Here is a 14,302-nt window from a genome sequence, read left to right on the forward strand (position 1 = left end):
GCCGGACATGCCCCAGGCGGACCACCGCTTCGGCGCTACTTGGTGACGGTGGCGGTGATGGCGGTGGCGCCGGTGGTGTTGCCGGGGATTTCGGCCCAGTCGGTGGTCCACTGGCCGGTGGTGTAGTCGGCGTCCTTGGTGTAGACGCGGCCGGTGGAGCCGATGGCGTAGACGTGCATGGTGTTGCCGGTGACGGTGCTGGCGAGCTTCTTGAGGCCGGTGCCGCCGAGGGATGCCCAGGTGCCGGTCCACTGGCCGGCGGTGTAGTCGCCGTCGGTGGTCCACATGGCGCCGTCGGCGCCGACGATTTCGAGGCGGACCTTGGTGCCGGTGGCGGAGGCGGTGATGGCGGTGGCGCCGGTGGTGTTGCCGGGGATTTCGGCCCAGTCGGTGGTCCACTGGCCGGTGGTGTAGTCGGCGTCCTTGGTGTAGACGCGGCCGGTGGAGCCGAGGGCGTAGACGTGCATGGTGTTGCCGGTGAGGGTGCTGGTGAGGGCCTTGAGGCCGGTGCCGCCGAGGGATGCCCAGCTTCCGGTCCATTCGCCGGCTTCGTAGTTGCCGTCGGTGGTCCACATGGCGCCGTTGGAGCCGATGGCGCTCAGGTGGACGGTGTTGCCGGTGGCGGAGGCGGTCAGTGAGGTGACGCCGGTGATGGATCCGGGGATTTCGGCCCAGTTGGTGCTCCACTGGCCGGTGGTGTAGTCGGCGTCTCGGGTGTAGACGCGGCCGGTGGAGCCGATGGCGTAGACGTGCATGGTGTTGCCGGTGAGGGTGCTGGTGAGGTCCTTCAGGCCGGAGCCGCCGAGGGAGGCCCAGGTGCCGGACCACTGGCCGGCGCTGTAGTCGCCGTCGGTGGTCCACATCGCGCCGTCGGAACCGACCACCTCCACATGCGCCTTCGACGCGGACACCGCAGGCGCGTCGTCGGTGATGTTCTTGTAGCGCAGGGCGGAGTAGCTGCTGGTGGGATGGTTCGCGAGGCTGGAACCGTACAGGTTGCCGTCGGTGTTGTAGTTCGTCGGCCGGCTGCGGCTGCTCTCCTGGTAGTAGTTGAAGGTGCCCGCGGACTTGTCGCGCCAGCCGGCGAAGAGGACGACGTGGTCGTTGCTGTTGAGGATGTCGCCCGGCTGGAGGTCCCACTTGCTGATGCCTGTGGAGACGTCGGGCAGGTCCCAGGTCGTGCGGCTGTAGGAGAGCTGCCAGGCCATGGAGACGAAGCCGGAGCAGTCCTGGCGGTAGCGGCCGCCGGTCCTGCTGTCCGCCCACCAGCTGTACGGGGACTCCAGGCCATTGGTGCTGTACGGAACCTGCTCGTCCACCCAGACCTGGGCCCGAGATATGGACTGGCTGCGGGAGACCTTGCCGCCGGGGGCGGCGTTGTTGCCCAGCGATCCCGTGGAGCTGACGGAGGCGCCGGAGGCCTGGATGCTGTCGGCGTGAGCGGGCACGACGGACAGGACGAGCGAGGCGGCGCAGGCGGCGGTGACGATGCTCGCGATGCGGGTGGCAGAGATGGTGATGGACAACGGAACTCCTGGGGCAGCGAAGGAAGCGGAAAGAAAGTCAGCGGGGTCGTTCGTGGTCTTTCGGCGCACTCAGCTCTGGGCGCCGAGCTCGGCGAGCGCGCCGAGTACGGCGGCGTCGGTGCCGGTGTCGTGCGGAGGTGCGGGACGCTCGGCCAGCTCGTCGAACTGGAAGAGCGTGAGGTGCTCGCCCTGGTGGACGGCGTAGAGGTGGTTGGTCTGTATGTCGCGGGCCGACATGCCGCCGACACCCGTCCAGTGCCGCGACCAGGCGGTGCCGTCCTGGACGGTGGCGGTGATGGACACGACGGCGTCCTGCGGCGCTCCCTCACGGGCCTGGAGGCGGCGGGAATTGGTCTGACAGGTGTTCATGTCGGCGACGAGTCGTTCGTATGCGCTTTTGGCGGACGCGGCGTCGGGGAAGAAGAACAACTGCTGGCCGGCGGAGTTCCTGGCGGTACTCAGGTATCCCTGCTGCTGCCAGAGGGTGGCGCCGGCGACGGTCGCGCACTCGTTCAGCGTGATCTTCTGCCCGTGCAGTTCCTGGCTGCTCAGAGGGCCGTCCGGCTTCCAGCCGAGGGTCTTCTGGACGGGCAACTTGGCCAGTCCTTCCGGCCTGACGGCCACCGTGCGCGCCGTGCCCGGGTCCCCCTTCCCCTGCGCGGCCTTTGCGTTCGGGGACGGAGCCGAGGGAGCCGAGGGCTGCTCAGGCGCCTTCGGGCTCGCAGACTCCTTGTCCGGAGGTGCGCTCGTCGAGGGAGAGGGCGCCTGGGCAGCAGCCGGAGACTTGGCGGATGCTGCGGCCGGAGCGGTACCGGTGTCGGCGCGGCCGCAACCGGCTGTCGCCACGGCCGCGGCACAGACGGCCAGGGCCACTGAGACGGCACTGAAGGTGAATCGGTTCGATCGCCTGGGCATGACGGCTCCCGGTGTGGTGAAGAGGCGAGACGGAAGGGGGTCTGAAGAAGAGCGGTGAGGGCCACGGGGTGTGGCTACTTCAATCGCCAGCCCGCCGAAGGCTTCGCCGTTACAGGGCGGCACGCAGGCAGGGGGGCACGGAGGCAGAAGGCAGCGAGAGGAAAGGAGAGTCAGGGGAGGAGGATGCCGAAGCCGTGCCCGGCGACCGGCTGGTGCACGCGGTCGAGCAGGGCGCGCATCTGTGCCACCGCTGAGACGTCGGACGGGGCGCGGACGAAGAGGTAGACGTCCAGCCCGTGCGCGGCGGGTCGAGCTCGTACGTGCTCCAGGCCGTCGGACGGCCTGGCGTGCGCCCAGATCAGATCCTGGATGAGCGGAACCACGGTCGCGGGGACGGGGTCGGCCGACGTACGGGCCAGGTGACCCCGGATCACCCGCACTCGACTCAGTCCCAGCCGATGGCCTGGTTGTCCGCCGGGGCGGAATCCCAGCCGATGCCCTGGGCGCCCGCACCCGCTGCCCGGACCGTGTCCCAGCCGATGGCGCCGGGGCCGCCCGTGGTGCCGGTGGTGAATGCGGCGGCGGAGAGCAGAGCGGTGAGGCCGGCGGCGAGCAGGTGCTTGGTGCGAGACATGGAATCCCCTCGATGCATGGGCAGTTGGCTGGAAGGACGGTTGGTGCGCGCCGCACCGGCCGGCCTCGCGGGCCCTGGCCTTGGGTGGGATTCGCATCCCCCGGCCGGTGAACACCATCCTGCTGGCGCGTCCACCTCGCCGGAAGGGATCACGGATGGCACCAAGCGGTCAGGCACCTTGGGGTCACCTCGGGCATTGCGTCGATTAAGATCGACAGCACGGGGGCTCGCCATGACAACCGATTCACAGCTGGGGGGCTGAACAGTGCTGGAAACATTGGGACTGGAAGCACAGGTGGAGACCGTCTACCGGGGGATGCTTGGGCAGCCCACCGGTGGCGTGGCCGACATCGCGCAGCGGACGGGGCTCACTGAGACCCAGGTGCGGGAAGGCCTGGATCAGCTCGTCGACCTCGGTCTGCTCACGCCGTCCCGGGATACCGCCGGAGCCCTGCGCCCCGTCAGTCCCGAAGCCGGTCTCGAGCAGCTGCTGCGCCGTCAGGAGGAGGACCTCGCCCGGCGGCAGCACGCGCTGGCCCTGAGCAAGGCGGCCGCGGCCCGCGCTGTCGCCGAGTATGCGGATCTGCGGCCCAACACCGAGACCGACGGCGCCGAACGCCTCGTGGGCCTCGACGCCATCCAGTCCCGGCTGGAGGTCCTCACGCGGGAGCTGAGCCGCGAATGCCTCTCGATCTCGCCGGGAGGTGCCCAGTCCCAGGCGAGCCTGGACGCCTCCAGGCCCCTGGACGCACAAGCCCTGGCACGCGGGGTCGACATACGCGTCGTCTACCAGGACAGCGCCAGGAACGACCCGCCCACCCTCGCCTACGCGCAGTGGACCACCGAGAACGGCGGAGAGGTGCGGACCAGTCCGGTGCTGCCGCCCCGGCTGCTGGTCTTCGACCGTACGACCGCCGTCGTCCCGATCGACCCGGGCAACTCCCGCCTCGGAGCTCTGTGCACCACCGCCCCCGGCATCGTGGCTTCGCTCGTTACTCTCTTCGAGCAGACCTGGGACACCGCCGTCCCGCTCGGAGCGGCCCGCAAGCAGGTGACGCAAGAGGGCCTCACCCGGGAGCAACGTGTGCTGCTCAAGCTTTTGGCCTCCGGAATGACGGACGAGGCTGCCGGCAAGCGCCTCGGCGTCTCCCTGCGCACCGTGCGCCGCCACATGTCCACCCTCATGGAACGCCTCGACGCGACCAGCCGCTTCGAGGCCGGCCTCAAGGCGGCCCACCGCGGCTGGATCTGACCGCTCCCGAGGCGCCGACCGGTATCAGCGGGCTGTCAGCGAGGTCTTCGGGGTCTGTCAGGGCGGGGCGTCATCGTGACGATGTCACCAGACAGACCCGAGGAGAGGGACCGCGACGAACGGCTGCACCGCGGCACTGAAACTCCTGATCGCGCTCGCCTTCCTGAGCATCCCGCGGGTGCGCAGCCGCTACGGCGGGCGCGCGCAGGCCTCCGTCGGGGCGGAGTTGGCGCGGCAGGGGGAGCGGACCATGGTCATGGCGGAGAACGGCATGCGGCTCGATGTCGGCGGCCACGAGACCTGGGCTCCCGTCGGCATGGCCGTGGCGCCGGCGGTCCCGGCCGCGTTCACCCTCGCCGGGAGTTCCCGGGGGGAGACCCTCTCCTGGATCGTCCAGCCGCTCGTCGTCCTCGTGAAGGGCGTGATCCTCGCTCGAGCCGGGCTGTGCGCGGACAGGTACGGCTCGTACCGCCTCGACGGGGGGCACGCGGGCAAGCTGCTCTGGGTGGAGTGCGGCCCGGGCCTGTGACGGCGGCCGCAGGCGGCTACGCGTACTCGGGGCGGAAGCCGCCCAGCTCGTCGGCGACGGTGCTGAGCCAGCTGCCTGTCGAGTGGTCCGCAGGCGGGTCGAGCTCCATCCCCAGTTCCGCCACGGCGAGTGCGTGGTCGGCCTCGTCCAGTCCGAGTGCGAGCAGCTCGTGGATCTCGCCGACGACGCGGGCTACCAGAGTGCGGTCTGTCGAGTCGGCGTAGTCGCGGACGGCCGCGTCGTGGTCGGTGAACTCGTCAGGCATGTCCTGCGAGAACCAGCCGCCGAGGAACTCGGCGAGTTCCGGGAAGCGTGCGTGCCACTCCCAGTGCGTCTGGGGCAGCGGCGACGGGCGTGGCACCTCGCCGCTCTCGATGCTCTGCTTGATGTGCTCGGCGAGCAGGATGAGCCACGCCTGGATTTCGGACTCGGGCAGCCCGACGTCCGGAACTGGGTAGAACTCGCCGAGCCGCTGACGCAGCCGACCGGGCGGATTGTGGGCGTACGCGCGCAGCTGCTGCTCCGCGACCGACAGGACCCAGGGGCGGGTGTGCCAGGTGTGCCGCAGGTAGGCCAGGAGAGCGCGGCTCGGCCGGTCTTGCTCGTCGTCGGCGGGGTGACCGAGGTACGCGCTGACCACCTGGTCCAGCTCTCCGTAGCGGCGGTCGAAGTCGATGGGCTTCATGGACATCGGGGACGGCCTCTACAGGTAGATCGGGACGGTGGTGTGCACGACGAAACCGTGGGGCGCGTCGGGCTCGCGCCGGAGCACAACCCGTGCGGCCCGTACCTCCACCGGCCCGCGCCCGGCGAAGGCCATGGCTTGGAGCAGGACGCGGCCGACCGGATCGGGACGGGAGGGCCAGGCCGCTTCGAGGGTGATACGGGGGCGGGTGCCCTGGGCGAGCCACCGGTGGACGGCCTGCTCATTGCGGGTGATGACCTCCTGGGTGGCCCATTGGGCGGTTTCCCGGTCGGGGTAGGTGGCGGTTCGGGTAAGCATGGATTCCTAGTTCGGTGGATCTGATCAGGTGGGGTCGAAGTACCAGATCATCTCGACTTCGGCGTCGTTGACAGCAATCAGACCGGCGTCCCAGCCGTAGCGGCTGAACGGATCCGTCAGGCGGACGGGCTGCTCGTAGAAGTCCGGGTTCTCGGCCTTCCACCCGACATTGGAGTAGAAGCGCGTGCCGTTGGGGAAGCGCGAAATGATCAGACGTGCTCGGCGTTCCATTTCGGGCCGATGGTGGTCGAACTCCGGCACCTTGGCCGCGTCCAGGCCGGGAATACCGAGCAGGACCACCAGCGACTGGACCGAGCTCCAGGGGACCTCGGTCACTCGCTGTCGGAAGCGGGCCACGTCTTCGGGTGTGGCGGGGGCCTTCGCGAAGGGGAACAGCGGATCGTCCCGTCGTGCGTCCTCGTCCTCGTCCGGATCGAGCGATCGCCATCCCCGTGGGTCGGCGGTCTGACCACGCATGATCGCGGCGGCGTCGAGCCACCACTCCTCGTGCTCCCGGCGGGCAACGGATACGGAGGTATAGCTGTATTCGTAGAGCTCGAGCGCGTCCGCCCATTCCTCCGCAGTGAGTTCAGTCATCATTCACTCCACTATTCAGGTGACGATGTGTGGACGACGAAAGGCGGATTCAGGTTCGGGTCGTACTGAAGGCGCGTTCTCACCCCTTTGGCATCCTGGACGGGCATCACCACGCCCTTCACACCCCGAGAGGTCCGCCCGGTCACCGCGTCTCCGGTGAGCGGGCCTTCCAACGGTATCGAGGTCACGACGATGTGCGGGTTTGGCCGGGGGCGGATTTTTGACTTCAACAAAATCGTTCGATCACATCTGATGTGAACAAGGGGCACTCACCAGGATTCAGCCACTGCATCAACGACGACGGGGCCGGTGTCAGCGGGGTCTCCCGGAACAAGCACGGCCCTCCCGGTCGAAGGGCATTCCTGCCCTTCGACCGGGAGGGTGGGCGGCCTGTGCGGCGTCCTCAGCCCTTGCTCACCGCCAGCAGGATCTCCGGCAGCTTCCGCGCCACCGTCGGGGCCGCCAGGCGCAGGCCCGTCCAGGCCGCCAGCGTGCCCCAGGCCACGCCGAGCGGGAGCACTACCCAGGAGATGCCCTGGTGGTCGGCCACGTTGAGCCAGATCGTCAGGACGATCACCGGGGCGCAGATCACCGCCGAGGCCAGCATGCCGCCGAAGATGCCCATCCAGGCGAGCCCGGCCTGCCCGGGGACGACGTTCTTGAAGGCGCCGTCCGTCGGGATCGAGTACGGGTAGCGGGCCGAGGCCAGCGCGCCCGTGCAGAGCATCGAGCCCAGCAGGGCCAGGGCCAGGCCCAGGGCCTCCGGGAAGCCGGACCAGTCGCCGAGCAGCCCGGCCGTGACCGCCGTGACGAGGACGGTGTACGGGACGGTGACCAGGGCCAGCGCGCCGGCCCGGGCGCGCAGTTCCACGTACGCCTCACGCGGGGTCGAGATGGTCTGCGCGACCATCCAGAAGGCCGAGGTGTCCTGCCCGAACTGGTTGTACATCTGGACGCCGAGCATGCCCGCGCCGAAGCAGGCGAGGTAGAGGGAGCCCGTGCCCTGGAGGGCGTTGAAGACCGGGATGATCAGGCCGATCGCCAGCGCGGTCACCCAGGCCGACTTCGTCTTCGGGTCGCGGACGACATAGCGCAGCGTGCGCTGCATGGCCGCTCCGGTCCGGCCGCCCGGAAGCAGGGACCAGAGCCCGCCGCCCGTGCCGCGGTCCTTGGCCGGCCGGGCGGCCGCGAGGGTCGAGCCGTCCGGGGTGACCATCAGCTTGGTCAGGCTGCGTTCCCAGAACCAGAGGAGGGCGGCCAGCGCCGCCAGTGTCAGGGCCAGTTGGGCGGCCGCGACCCCGTAGGCGCCGTCGCTTGCGGAGTCCACCATGCCGACCGCCGTCGCCGGAGGCAGCCACCGTACGACGGCCTCGGCCGGCTCCAGCTGGGTGAGGCCGCCCGACTGGAACAGGCGCTGGCTGGCGAAGTTGGCCACCTGCGCGCCGACCGCGATCAGCAGGCCGCTCAGCAGCGCCAGGTCGCGCCCCTTGCGGCTGGTCAGCAGCCGCACGTTGGCCGTGGCCACGGCCCGGGCCAGGGTCACGCAGCCGAGGATGAGGAGGGGCACCGCCACCACCGCGGCGGCGATGCCCGCACCGCCCCGCGCGACCGCCAGTACCGAGCCGACGGCCAGGCACAGCGTGAACAGCGGCCCGATGCCGACCAGCGAGGAGGCGAGCAGGGCCCGTACGAGAGGCCGCGGGCGCAGCGGCAGCATGACCAGCCGGCTCGGGTCGAGGGTCTCGTCGCCGGTCGGGAAAAACAGCGGCATGACGGCCCAGCTCAGCGCCAGGATCGCGGCCAGCAGCACGACGACCGTGCCCGCGTGGGTGTGCCCGCGCAGCAGGGCCAGGCCGAGCGTGAGGAAGAAGCCGACCACGAGGACGAAGAGCAGCGTCGTGATCCAGACGGCCTTGCGCTTCGAGGAGCCCTTGAGGCCGTTGCGCAGCAGCGACAGCTTGAGCCGGACGAAGAGCGAGGTCAGCGGGACCTGAGGGGTGGCTGCGGCAGAAGTGGCAGGAGCGGTAGGAGCGGCGGTGCCGGCCGGGGCGGTCATCGTGCGCCCGCCCCGGCCCCGGAGCCGCCGCCGAGCCATTCCAGGGAGTCCCCGGCCGCGTCGCGCCCGTGCGCGCCGACCAGTTCGAGGAAGGCGGCCTGGAGGGAGGGCGCGGAGCCCCGTACGTCGGCCAGCGGGCCGGCGGCGCGGATCCGCCCGGCGGCCATGACGGCCACCCAGTCGCACAGTGACTCGACGAGCTCCATCACGTGGGAGGAGAAGACGACCGTGGCGCCGGACGCGGTGTAACGTTCCAGCACCCCGCGGATGGTCTGCGCCGACACCGGGTCGACACCCTCGAACGGCTCGTCCAGGAACAGCACTTCCGGGTTGTGCAGCAGGGCCGCGGCCAGGCCGATCTTCTTCCGCATGCCCGTCGAGTAGTCCACGACCAGCTTGTGCTGCGAGCCGGCCAAATCCAGGACGTCCAGCAGCTGCGTCGCCCGCTTGTCGGTCTCCTCGCCCGGCAGCCCCCGCAACCGGCCCATGTAGCCGAGCAGTTCACGCCCCGACAGCCGCTCGAAGAGCCGCAGCCCCTCCGGCAGCACGCCGATCCGCGACTTCACCTCCGCCGGGTCCGCCCACACGTCGTGCCCCGCCACGACCACCCGTCCCATGTCCGGGCGCAGCAGCCCGGTGACCATCGACAGCGTCGTCGTCTTGCCCGCGCCGTTCGGGCCGACCAGACCGATGAACTTGCCCGCGGGCAGCTCCAGATCGATCCCGCCGACGGCCACCTGCTCGCCGAAGCGCTTCCACAGACCTTCCACCCGTACGGCGGACGGCGCGGATCGCGCGCCACCCGTCCCGTACGTCCCGCCCGTCGCATCACCCTGGTCCGGCATGCGCCTGCCTCTCGTTACGTCCCCGTTGGTCGTTCTTTCCTCACCATAGGAGGAGGGGGAGAGGCCTGAGCAGTTACTTATGTCATCAGTTTCCGGTCAGTAATGTCCCAGGAACGCCCCAGGTCGCGGCCGAAGTCGGGCCTGCACGCGGCCGGCGCGCCGCCGGCGGGCTCAGCCCTGGCGCCGGCGGGCTCAGCCCTGGCGCCGCTTGCGCTCCGCCGCCGCCTCGCTGCCGCACGCGTACGCCAGCACGTCGATGAGCTCCTCCGTGTCCGGCAGCCACCGGTTGGCCGGTGTGGGCCGCCGCGCCCACTGGACCGGACCCCGGCCGCCGAAGCGGGTCGGCGGCGCGGCCACGTACTCGCCCTCGCCGCGCGCGACCAGATCGATCGCGGACGGGGACCAGCCGAGCTTGCGCACCAGGTCCGGCATCTTGGCCCCGGCACCCGGCAGGACGAAGAACAGCATCCGGTGATCGGGGGTCAGGGTGACTGGCCCGATCGTCCGCTCCATGCGCTCCAGCCGCGCCAGCGCCAGGAAACCGGCGGCGTCCGGCACGTCCAGCGCGTCGAACGTCCGGCCCGTCGGCATCAGGATCGAGGCCCCCGGGCGCTTCGCCCAGATCCGCCGGACCTGCACCGCGCTGCCCGTCGCCTGCGCCGCCCAGTCCTTCACCGCCGGGTGCGCCCCGGGCGCCGCGCAGTCCTCCGCCCCGCAGGAGCACAGCTCCCGCCCGTCCCCGGGCTCCAGCCAGGTGCCGGCGAAGACGTCCCAGTGCCGTTCTTCCGCGTACCGCACGGCATGGTCCAGCAGCAGTTCGCCGCGCTGCTTGGGGATGGGTGCGGTCTCCGTGACTCCGATGGTCTCTTCCACGCCCATCACAACTCCTCGGGTCACTGGGGGTTACGGGCGTAAACCAGCCGGTGGGCGGAGCATCGATCCTGCACACGGGGCGCATCGGAGCACGCGTGGGGGCGCGTAGGAGGCCGGGGCGCTGGAGTTGGGTAGCGACACGACGCAGAGCGGAAGATTCTCCGCACATCAGGCGGGAAGCGATCATTCCAACGATCACCCGCGCCCTCAGGGGGTTTTCATGGCAGCCAGGCCTCTCGTCGCCCGCCAGCCGAACGAACGGCTGCAGGCGCTCATCCAGGAAGCCGGGTGCTCCAACGCCGGGCTCGCCCGGCGCGTCAACATGTGCGGGGCGGAACACGGACTCGACCTGCGCTACGACAAGACCTCCGTGGCCCGCTGGCTGCGCGGCCAGCAGCCACGCGGCCGGGCACCCGGCATCATCGCCGAGGCGCTCGGGCGCAAACTCGGCCGGACCGTCACCATCGACGAGATCGGGATGGCCAACGGCAAGAACCTCGCCTCCGGCGTCGGCCTGCAGTTCTCCCCGACCGTCATCGGCGCCATCGAGCAGGTCTGCGAGCTGTGGCGCAGCGACGTGGGGCGCCGCGACTTCCTGGCCGGATCGAGTGTCGCCGCCTCCGCGCTCGTCGAGCCGAGCCGCGACTGGCTGATCACCGGGGCCGACACACAGGTCGCGCGCAGCGGCGGCTCGCGGGTGGGCATGTCCGACGTCGAGGCGGTACGGGCGACCACCGAGGCGCTGAAGGACCTCGACCACCGCTTCGGCAGCGGGCACGTGCGGCCGGTGGTCGTGCACTACCTCAACTCGGTGGTTTCCGGGCTGATCGGGGGTTCCTACCAGGAGCCGGTGGGGCGGGCGCTGTTCGCGGCCGTGGCCCGGCTGACGGAGCTGGCCGGCTACATGGCGGTGGACACGGGCCAGCCGGGGCTGGCGCAGCGCTACTACATCCAGGCGCTACGGCTGGCCCAGGCGGCCGGCGACCGGGCGTACGGCGGTTACGTGCTGGCGGCGTCCATGAGCCACCTCGCCGCCGAGCTGGGCAACCCGCGGGAGATCGCGCAGCTGGCGCGGGCCGCCCAGGAGGGCACGCGGGGGCAGGTCACCCCGCGCGTGGAGGCCATGTTCTACGCCGCGGAGGCGCGCGGGCACGCGCTGCTGGGGGACACCCGGGCCACGGCGGTGCTGTCCTCCCGGGCCGTGACCGCGCTGGAGCGGGCGGAGCCGGAGTCGGGGGACGACCCGGTGTGGATCCGCCACTTCGACCAGGCGTACCTGGCGGACGAGCTGGCCCACTGCCACCGGGACCTGGGCCAGGCGGAGGCGGCGGGCAAGCGGGCGGAGGAGGCGCTACGGGGCCTCCCGGCGGGCAAGGCGCGCCGCCGGGCGATCGGTCTGCTGCTGCTGGCGGCGGCGCAGGTGCAGCAGCGGGAGGTGGAACAGGCCTGCCAGACGGCTGCGCAGGCGGCGGACCTGCTGGGGTCGCTCCGCTCGAGCCGGGGGGTGGAGTACCTGGAGGACTTCCGGGCGCGGCTGGAGCCGTATCGGGAGGAGGCGGCGGTGCGGGAGTTCGGGGCGCGGTTGGAGGTCCGGGTCGCCTAGCGCGGCCGCCTGCGGCGCCGCCGGGCCGGCGGCCCCGGGCCCCCTGGGGCTCCGCCCCGGGCCCCGCGCCTCAATCGCCGGCGGGGCTGGATGTGCCCCGGGGGGCTGGTGTGGCTCGCCTGGGTGGGTGGGTGGGTGCGGGTTCAGGATCGGGGCTCCGCCTCGGGCCCCGCGCCTCAAACGCCGGCGGGGCTGGATGTGCCCCGGGGGGGCGGGATGCGCCCGGCGAGGCTGGTTGTGCCCGGCGAAGCTCGACGTGGGCCGGGCGAGGGGATGGCCCCTGACGAGGCTGGATGTGCGTCGGGTGAGGGTGATGTGTCCCTTGGGAGTCCCGGCTTGGTGAGAAGAAGGGGGACTGGGTGGGTCTGACGGTCGCCGTGGGTGACCAGGTAGCGTGAGCCGACGGTTCCGTAGGGTTCGGGCAAGTCGGAGAAGGAGTCCCGGTGACGGAGAGCGGACAAGGGGGCGCCCCCCAGCAGGGTGCCCCGTGGGGTCCGGCGCACCCGGAGCAGCCGCCGGCGCAGCCGGAGTACCAGCAGCCGGGTCACCCGGCCCAGGGCCAGCCGCAGGCGTCAGGGCAGGACGGGCCGGCCTATGGCTACCCGCATGCCTATCCCGCCGCGCCGGGCGAGGCGGGGCATGTGGTGGGGCCCGGGTACGAGGGGCCGGGGGAGCCGCACGGCTACGGCTATCCACCGCTGCCCGAGGCGGTCACCCAGTACATCCCGCCGGTGCCGGGCGCCCCCGCGCCGTACGAGCACGCCGCGACCCAGTACATCCCGCCGGTGCCGGGCGCCCCCGCGCCGTACGAGGACGCCGCGACGCAGTACATTCCGCCCGTGCCGGGCGCCCCCGCGGGGCAGGTCCCGCCCATACCGGGTGCTTCGGCGGGCCACAACGAGGCTGCGACCCAGTACATTCCGCCGGTGCCGGGCGCCCCCGCGCCGTACGAGGACGCCGCGACGCAGTACATCCCGCCCGTGGGGCCGGGTGCTTCGGCGGGCCATGACGAGGCGGCGACGCAGTACATCCCGCCCGTGCCGGCCGCGCCGGGGGCCTACCCTCCGGGGTCCGCGGCCGTCGCCGGGTTCGACGGGTTGTTCCGTGGTGACGACTCCGTGGGGCAGACCCAGCAACTGCCGCCGGTCCAGGAGCCGGTGCTGCGACAGCCGCCGCCGCGGCCCTATCCGCCGCGTGCGCAGGGGCCCGTACCGCCGCAGCAGACGCACCCCCAGCCTCAGCCGCAGTACGCACCGCCCCCGCCGCCGGAGGCGACCCGCAAGGTGTCGCCCGGGATCATCGCCGCGGTGGTCATCGGCCTGGCCGTCGTCGGGCTCGGCGTCGGCGCGCTGCTCGGCGACGGCGCGCCGCAGAACAACGACCCGGGCGCGGTGCCCTCCGCCTCCGCCAAGAGCGGCGGCTCGGCCGCGCCCGCCGGCGAGGCTCCCGTGGATCCGGGCCGCCAGCAGGCCGTCCAGCTGGACAAGCTCCTCGCGGACAGCAACGACAGCCGGGCCTCGGTGATCAAGGCCGTGGACGACATCAAGAGCTGCCAGAACCTCGACCAGGCGGCCTCCGACCTGCGCGACGCGGGCCGCCAGCGCGAGGAGCTCGTCACCCGCCTCCAGGAGCTGAAGCTGGACCAGCTCCCGGACAACGCGCGGCTGACCGCGGCCCTCACCAAGGCCTGGCAGTCCTCCGCGGCAGCCGACAACAGCTACGCCGCCTGGGCGGAGGACGTGGCCCGCGACAAGGGGGACAAGGGCGACAAGGGCTGCAAGGACGGCAAGGCGAAGAACAGCGACAACGCCGCCGACGGCAACAAGGCGAGCGGCGAGGCGACGAAGGCCAAGGAGTCGGCCGCGACCCTGTGGAACAACATCGCGGCCAAGTACAGCCTCACCAAGCGCGACAAGTCGCAGCTGTAAGCAGCAGCAGGGGGGCGGGCCGTCTGGCAGCGGCTGTTCGGCGGCCCGCGGTCCCAGTCCCCGTCCCCGTCCCCGTCCCCGTCCCCGTCCCCGTCCCCGTCCCAGACCCAGTCCCCGTCCCAGCCGCAATCGGAGCCGGGGTCCCGGCACGCGGCCGCGCCGCTGACGTGGCGCGGATCACGGAGCCTCTGGTCCAGAACATGGCCGCGCTGGGAGGGGACTTCGGCGATGAGGGGATCCGGAGGCTGGGGAGCCCGTCCCGATGCTGGTCGGGAACGACGGGACGGAGCTCCTGGAGCTGTTCCTGGAGCCCGTCGGGCAGGACTACTGGCTTACTGCCCGGCGAGCACGTCATCGTGACCTCGTACGAGTCCTGGAGCGGCCGCCCCTTCGAGACGTCGCACCAGCCCGACCGCATCCAGATCGGGGTCTCCTCCTGCTTCGCCACCGTCACCTGCCTCGACGGCACCGAGGTCCCGGGCGCGGCCAACCGGCCTCCGGGTGCGTACGGGCAGGGGAGTACTAGGTCCTGTCTGGAGTC

General features: G+C 71.6%; 15 protein-coding genes. 5 read left to right on the forward strand and 10 right to left on the reverse strand.

Going from position 1 to position 14,302, the window contains the following annotated elements:
• Window positions 1-35 precede the first annotated feature (35 nt).
• The 4 genes from J7E94_RS05530 to J7E94_RS05545 form a co-directional block, all read right to left on the reverse strand.
• Window positions 36-1,526, reverse strand: a complete 1,491-nt coding sequence (locus J7E94_RS05530; protein WP_215012836.1) for a tectonin domain-containing protein — start codon at window positions 1,524-1,526, stop codon at window positions 36-38.
• A gap of 69 nt (window positions 1,527-1,595) precedes the next feature.
• Window positions 1,596-2,120 (reverse strand): DUF3598 family protein, encoded by a 525-nt coding sequence (locus tag J7E94_RS05535; protein WP_215012838.1) that lies wholly within the window; start codon window positions 2,118-2,120, stop codon window positions 1,596-1,598.
• Between the two features lie 491 nt (window positions 2,121-2,611).
• Window positions 2,612-2,875 carry a hypothetical protein gene (locus tag J7E94_RS05540; protein WP_308344595.1) on the reverse strand — a complete coding sequence of 88 codons (264 nt, stop codon included), beginning with the start codon at window positions 2,873-2,875 and terminating at the stop codon, window positions 2,612-2,614.
• An 11-nt stretch (window positions 2,876-2,886) separates the two neighbouring features.
• Window positions 2,887-3,075, reverse strand: coding sequence for a hypothetical protein (locus tag J7E94_RS05545; RefSeq protein ID WP_215012842.1), 189 nt, complete (start codon window positions 3,073-3,075; stop codon window positions 2,887-2,889).
• 265 nt (window positions 3,076-3,340) lie between these two features.
• On the opposite strand from J7E94_RS05545, the gene J7E94_RS05550 reads away from it, so the two are divergent.
• Together J7E94_RS05550 and J7E94_RS05555 are read left to right on the forward strand one after the other, a co-directional pair.
• On the forward strand, window positions 3,341-4,327 hold the full coding sequence (locus J7E94_RS05550; RefSeq protein WP_215012844.1) for a LuxR C-terminal-related transcriptional regulator: 987 nt from the start codon (window positions 3,341-3,343) through the stop codon (window positions 4,325-4,327).
• Between the two features lie 178 nt (window positions 4,328-4,505).
• Window positions 4,506-4,856: a hypothetical protein gene (locus J7E94_RS05555; protein WP_215012846.1), complete on the forward strand. Its 351-nt coding sequence runs from the start codon at window positions 4,506-4,508 to the stop codon at window positions 4,854-4,856.
• A gap of 16 nt (window positions 4,857-4,872) precedes the next feature.
• Here J7E94_RS05555 and J7E94_RS05560 read toward each other — a convergent pair whose 3' ends face one another.
• The 6 genes from J7E94_RS05560 to J7E94_RS05585 form a co-directional block, all read right to left on the reverse strand.
• On the reverse strand, window positions 4,873-5,547 hold the full coding sequence (locus J7E94_RS05560; RefSeq protein WP_215012848.1) for a contact-dependent growth inhibition system immunity protein: 675 nt from the start codon (window positions 5,545-5,547) through the stop codon (window positions 4,873-4,875).
• A 12-nt stretch (window positions 5,548-5,559) separates the two neighbouring features.
• Window positions 5,560-5,859: an RNase A-like domain-containing protein gene (locus J7E94_RS05565; RefSeq protein ID WP_215012850.1), complete on the reverse strand. Its 300-nt coding sequence runs from the start codon at window positions 5,857-5,859 to the stop codon at window positions 5,560-5,562.
• 24 nt (window positions 5,860-5,883) lie between these two features.
• Window positions 5,884-6,459 carry a hypothetical protein gene (locus tag J7E94_RS05570; RefSeq protein ID WP_215012852.1) on the reverse strand — a complete coding sequence of 192 codons (576 nt, stop codon included), beginning with the start codon at window positions 6,457-6,459 and terminating at the stop codon, window positions 5,884-5,886.
• A gap of 400 nt (window positions 6,460-6,859) precedes the next feature.
• Window positions 6,860-8,512: a transporter gene (locus tag J7E94_RS05575; protein ID WP_215012854.1), complete on the reverse strand. Its 1,653-nt coding sequence runs from the start codon at window positions 8,510-8,512 to the stop codon at window positions 6,860-6,862.
• Window positions 8,509-9,357 carry an ABC transporter ATP-binding protein gene (locus tag J7E94_RS05580; protein WP_215012855.1) on the reverse strand — a complete coding sequence of 283 codons (849 nt, stop codon included), beginning with the start codon at window positions 9,355-9,357 and terminating at the stop codon, window positions 8,509-8,511. Before J7E94_RS05580 ends, J7E94_RS05575 begins: the two co-directional genes overlap by 4 nt.
• Before the next feature lie 192 nt (window positions 9,358-9,549).
• Window positions 9,550-10,236, reverse strand: a complete 687-nt coding sequence (locus tag J7E94_RS05585; protein WP_215012856.1) for a bifunctional DNA primase/polymerase — start codon at window positions 10,234-10,236, stop codon at window positions 9,550-9,552.
• Window positions 10,237-10,450: 214 nt separating this feature from the next.
• Here J7E94_RS05585 and J7E94_RS05590 point away from each other — a divergent pair, with 214 nt between their 5' ends.
• The 3 genes from J7E94_RS05590 to J7E94_RS05600 form a co-directional block, all read left to right on the forward strand.
• Window positions 10,451-11,833: a transcriptional regulator gene (locus J7E94_RS05590; RefSeq protein ID WP_215012857.1), complete on the forward strand. Its 1,383-nt coding sequence runs from the start codon at window positions 10,451-10,453 to the stop codon at window positions 11,831-11,833.
• A 443-nt stretch (window positions 11,834-12,276) separates the two neighbouring features.
• On the forward strand, window positions 12,277-13,761 hold the full coding sequence (locus tag J7E94_RS05595) for a hypothetical protein (protein WP_215012858.1): 1,485 nt from the start codon (window positions 12,277-12,279) through the stop codon (window positions 13,759-13,761).
• Between the two features lie 356 nt (window positions 13,762-14,117).
• Window positions 14,118-14,302, forward strand: a 185-nt coding sequence (locus J7E94_RS05600; protein WP_215012860.1) for a hypothetical protein, incomplete at its 3' end; no start/stop codon positions are given.

Origin of the sequence: Streptomyces sp. ISL-94 (genome assembly GCF_018614075.1) — a bacterium.
GTDB lineage: Bacteria > Actinomycetota > Actinomycetes > Streptomycetales > Streptomycetaceae > Streptomyces.

Bases quoted from the DNA above. Each gene is read 5' to 3' on its own strand.
- J7E94_RS05585 (WP_215012856.1), bottom strand. From the start codon at position 10,236: ATGGGCGTGGAAGAGACCATCGGAGTCACGGAGACCGCACCCATCCCC.
- J7E94_RS05590 (WP_215012857.1), top strand. From the start codon at position 10,451: ATGGCAGCCAGGCCTCTCGTCGCCCGCCAGCCGAACGAACGGCTGCAG.
- J7E94_RS05545 (WP_215012842.1), bottom strand. From the start codon at position 3,075: ATGTCTCGCACCAAGCACCTGCTCGCCGCCGGCCTCACCGCTCTGCTC.
- J7E94_RS05570 (WP_215012852.1), bottom strand. From the start codon at position 6,459: ATGATGACTGAACTCACTGCGGAGGAATGGGCGGACGCGCTCGAGCTC.
- J7E94_RS05575 (WP_215012854.1), bottom strand. From the start codon at position 8,512: ATGACCGCCCCGGCCGGCACCGCCGCTCCTACCGCTCCTGCCACTTCT.
- J7E94_RS05565 (WP_215012850.1), bottom strand. From the start codon at position 5,859: ATGCTTACCCGAACCGCCACCTACCCCGACCGGGAAACCGCCCAATGG.
- J7E94_RS05560 (WP_215012848.1), bottom strand. From the start codon at position 5,547: ATGTCCATGAAGCCCATCGACTTCGACCGCCGCTACGGAGAGCTGGAC.
- J7E94_RS05580 (WP_215012855.1), bottom strand. From the start codon at position 9,357: ATGCCGGACCAGGGTGATGCGACGGGCGGGACGTACGGGACGGGTGGC.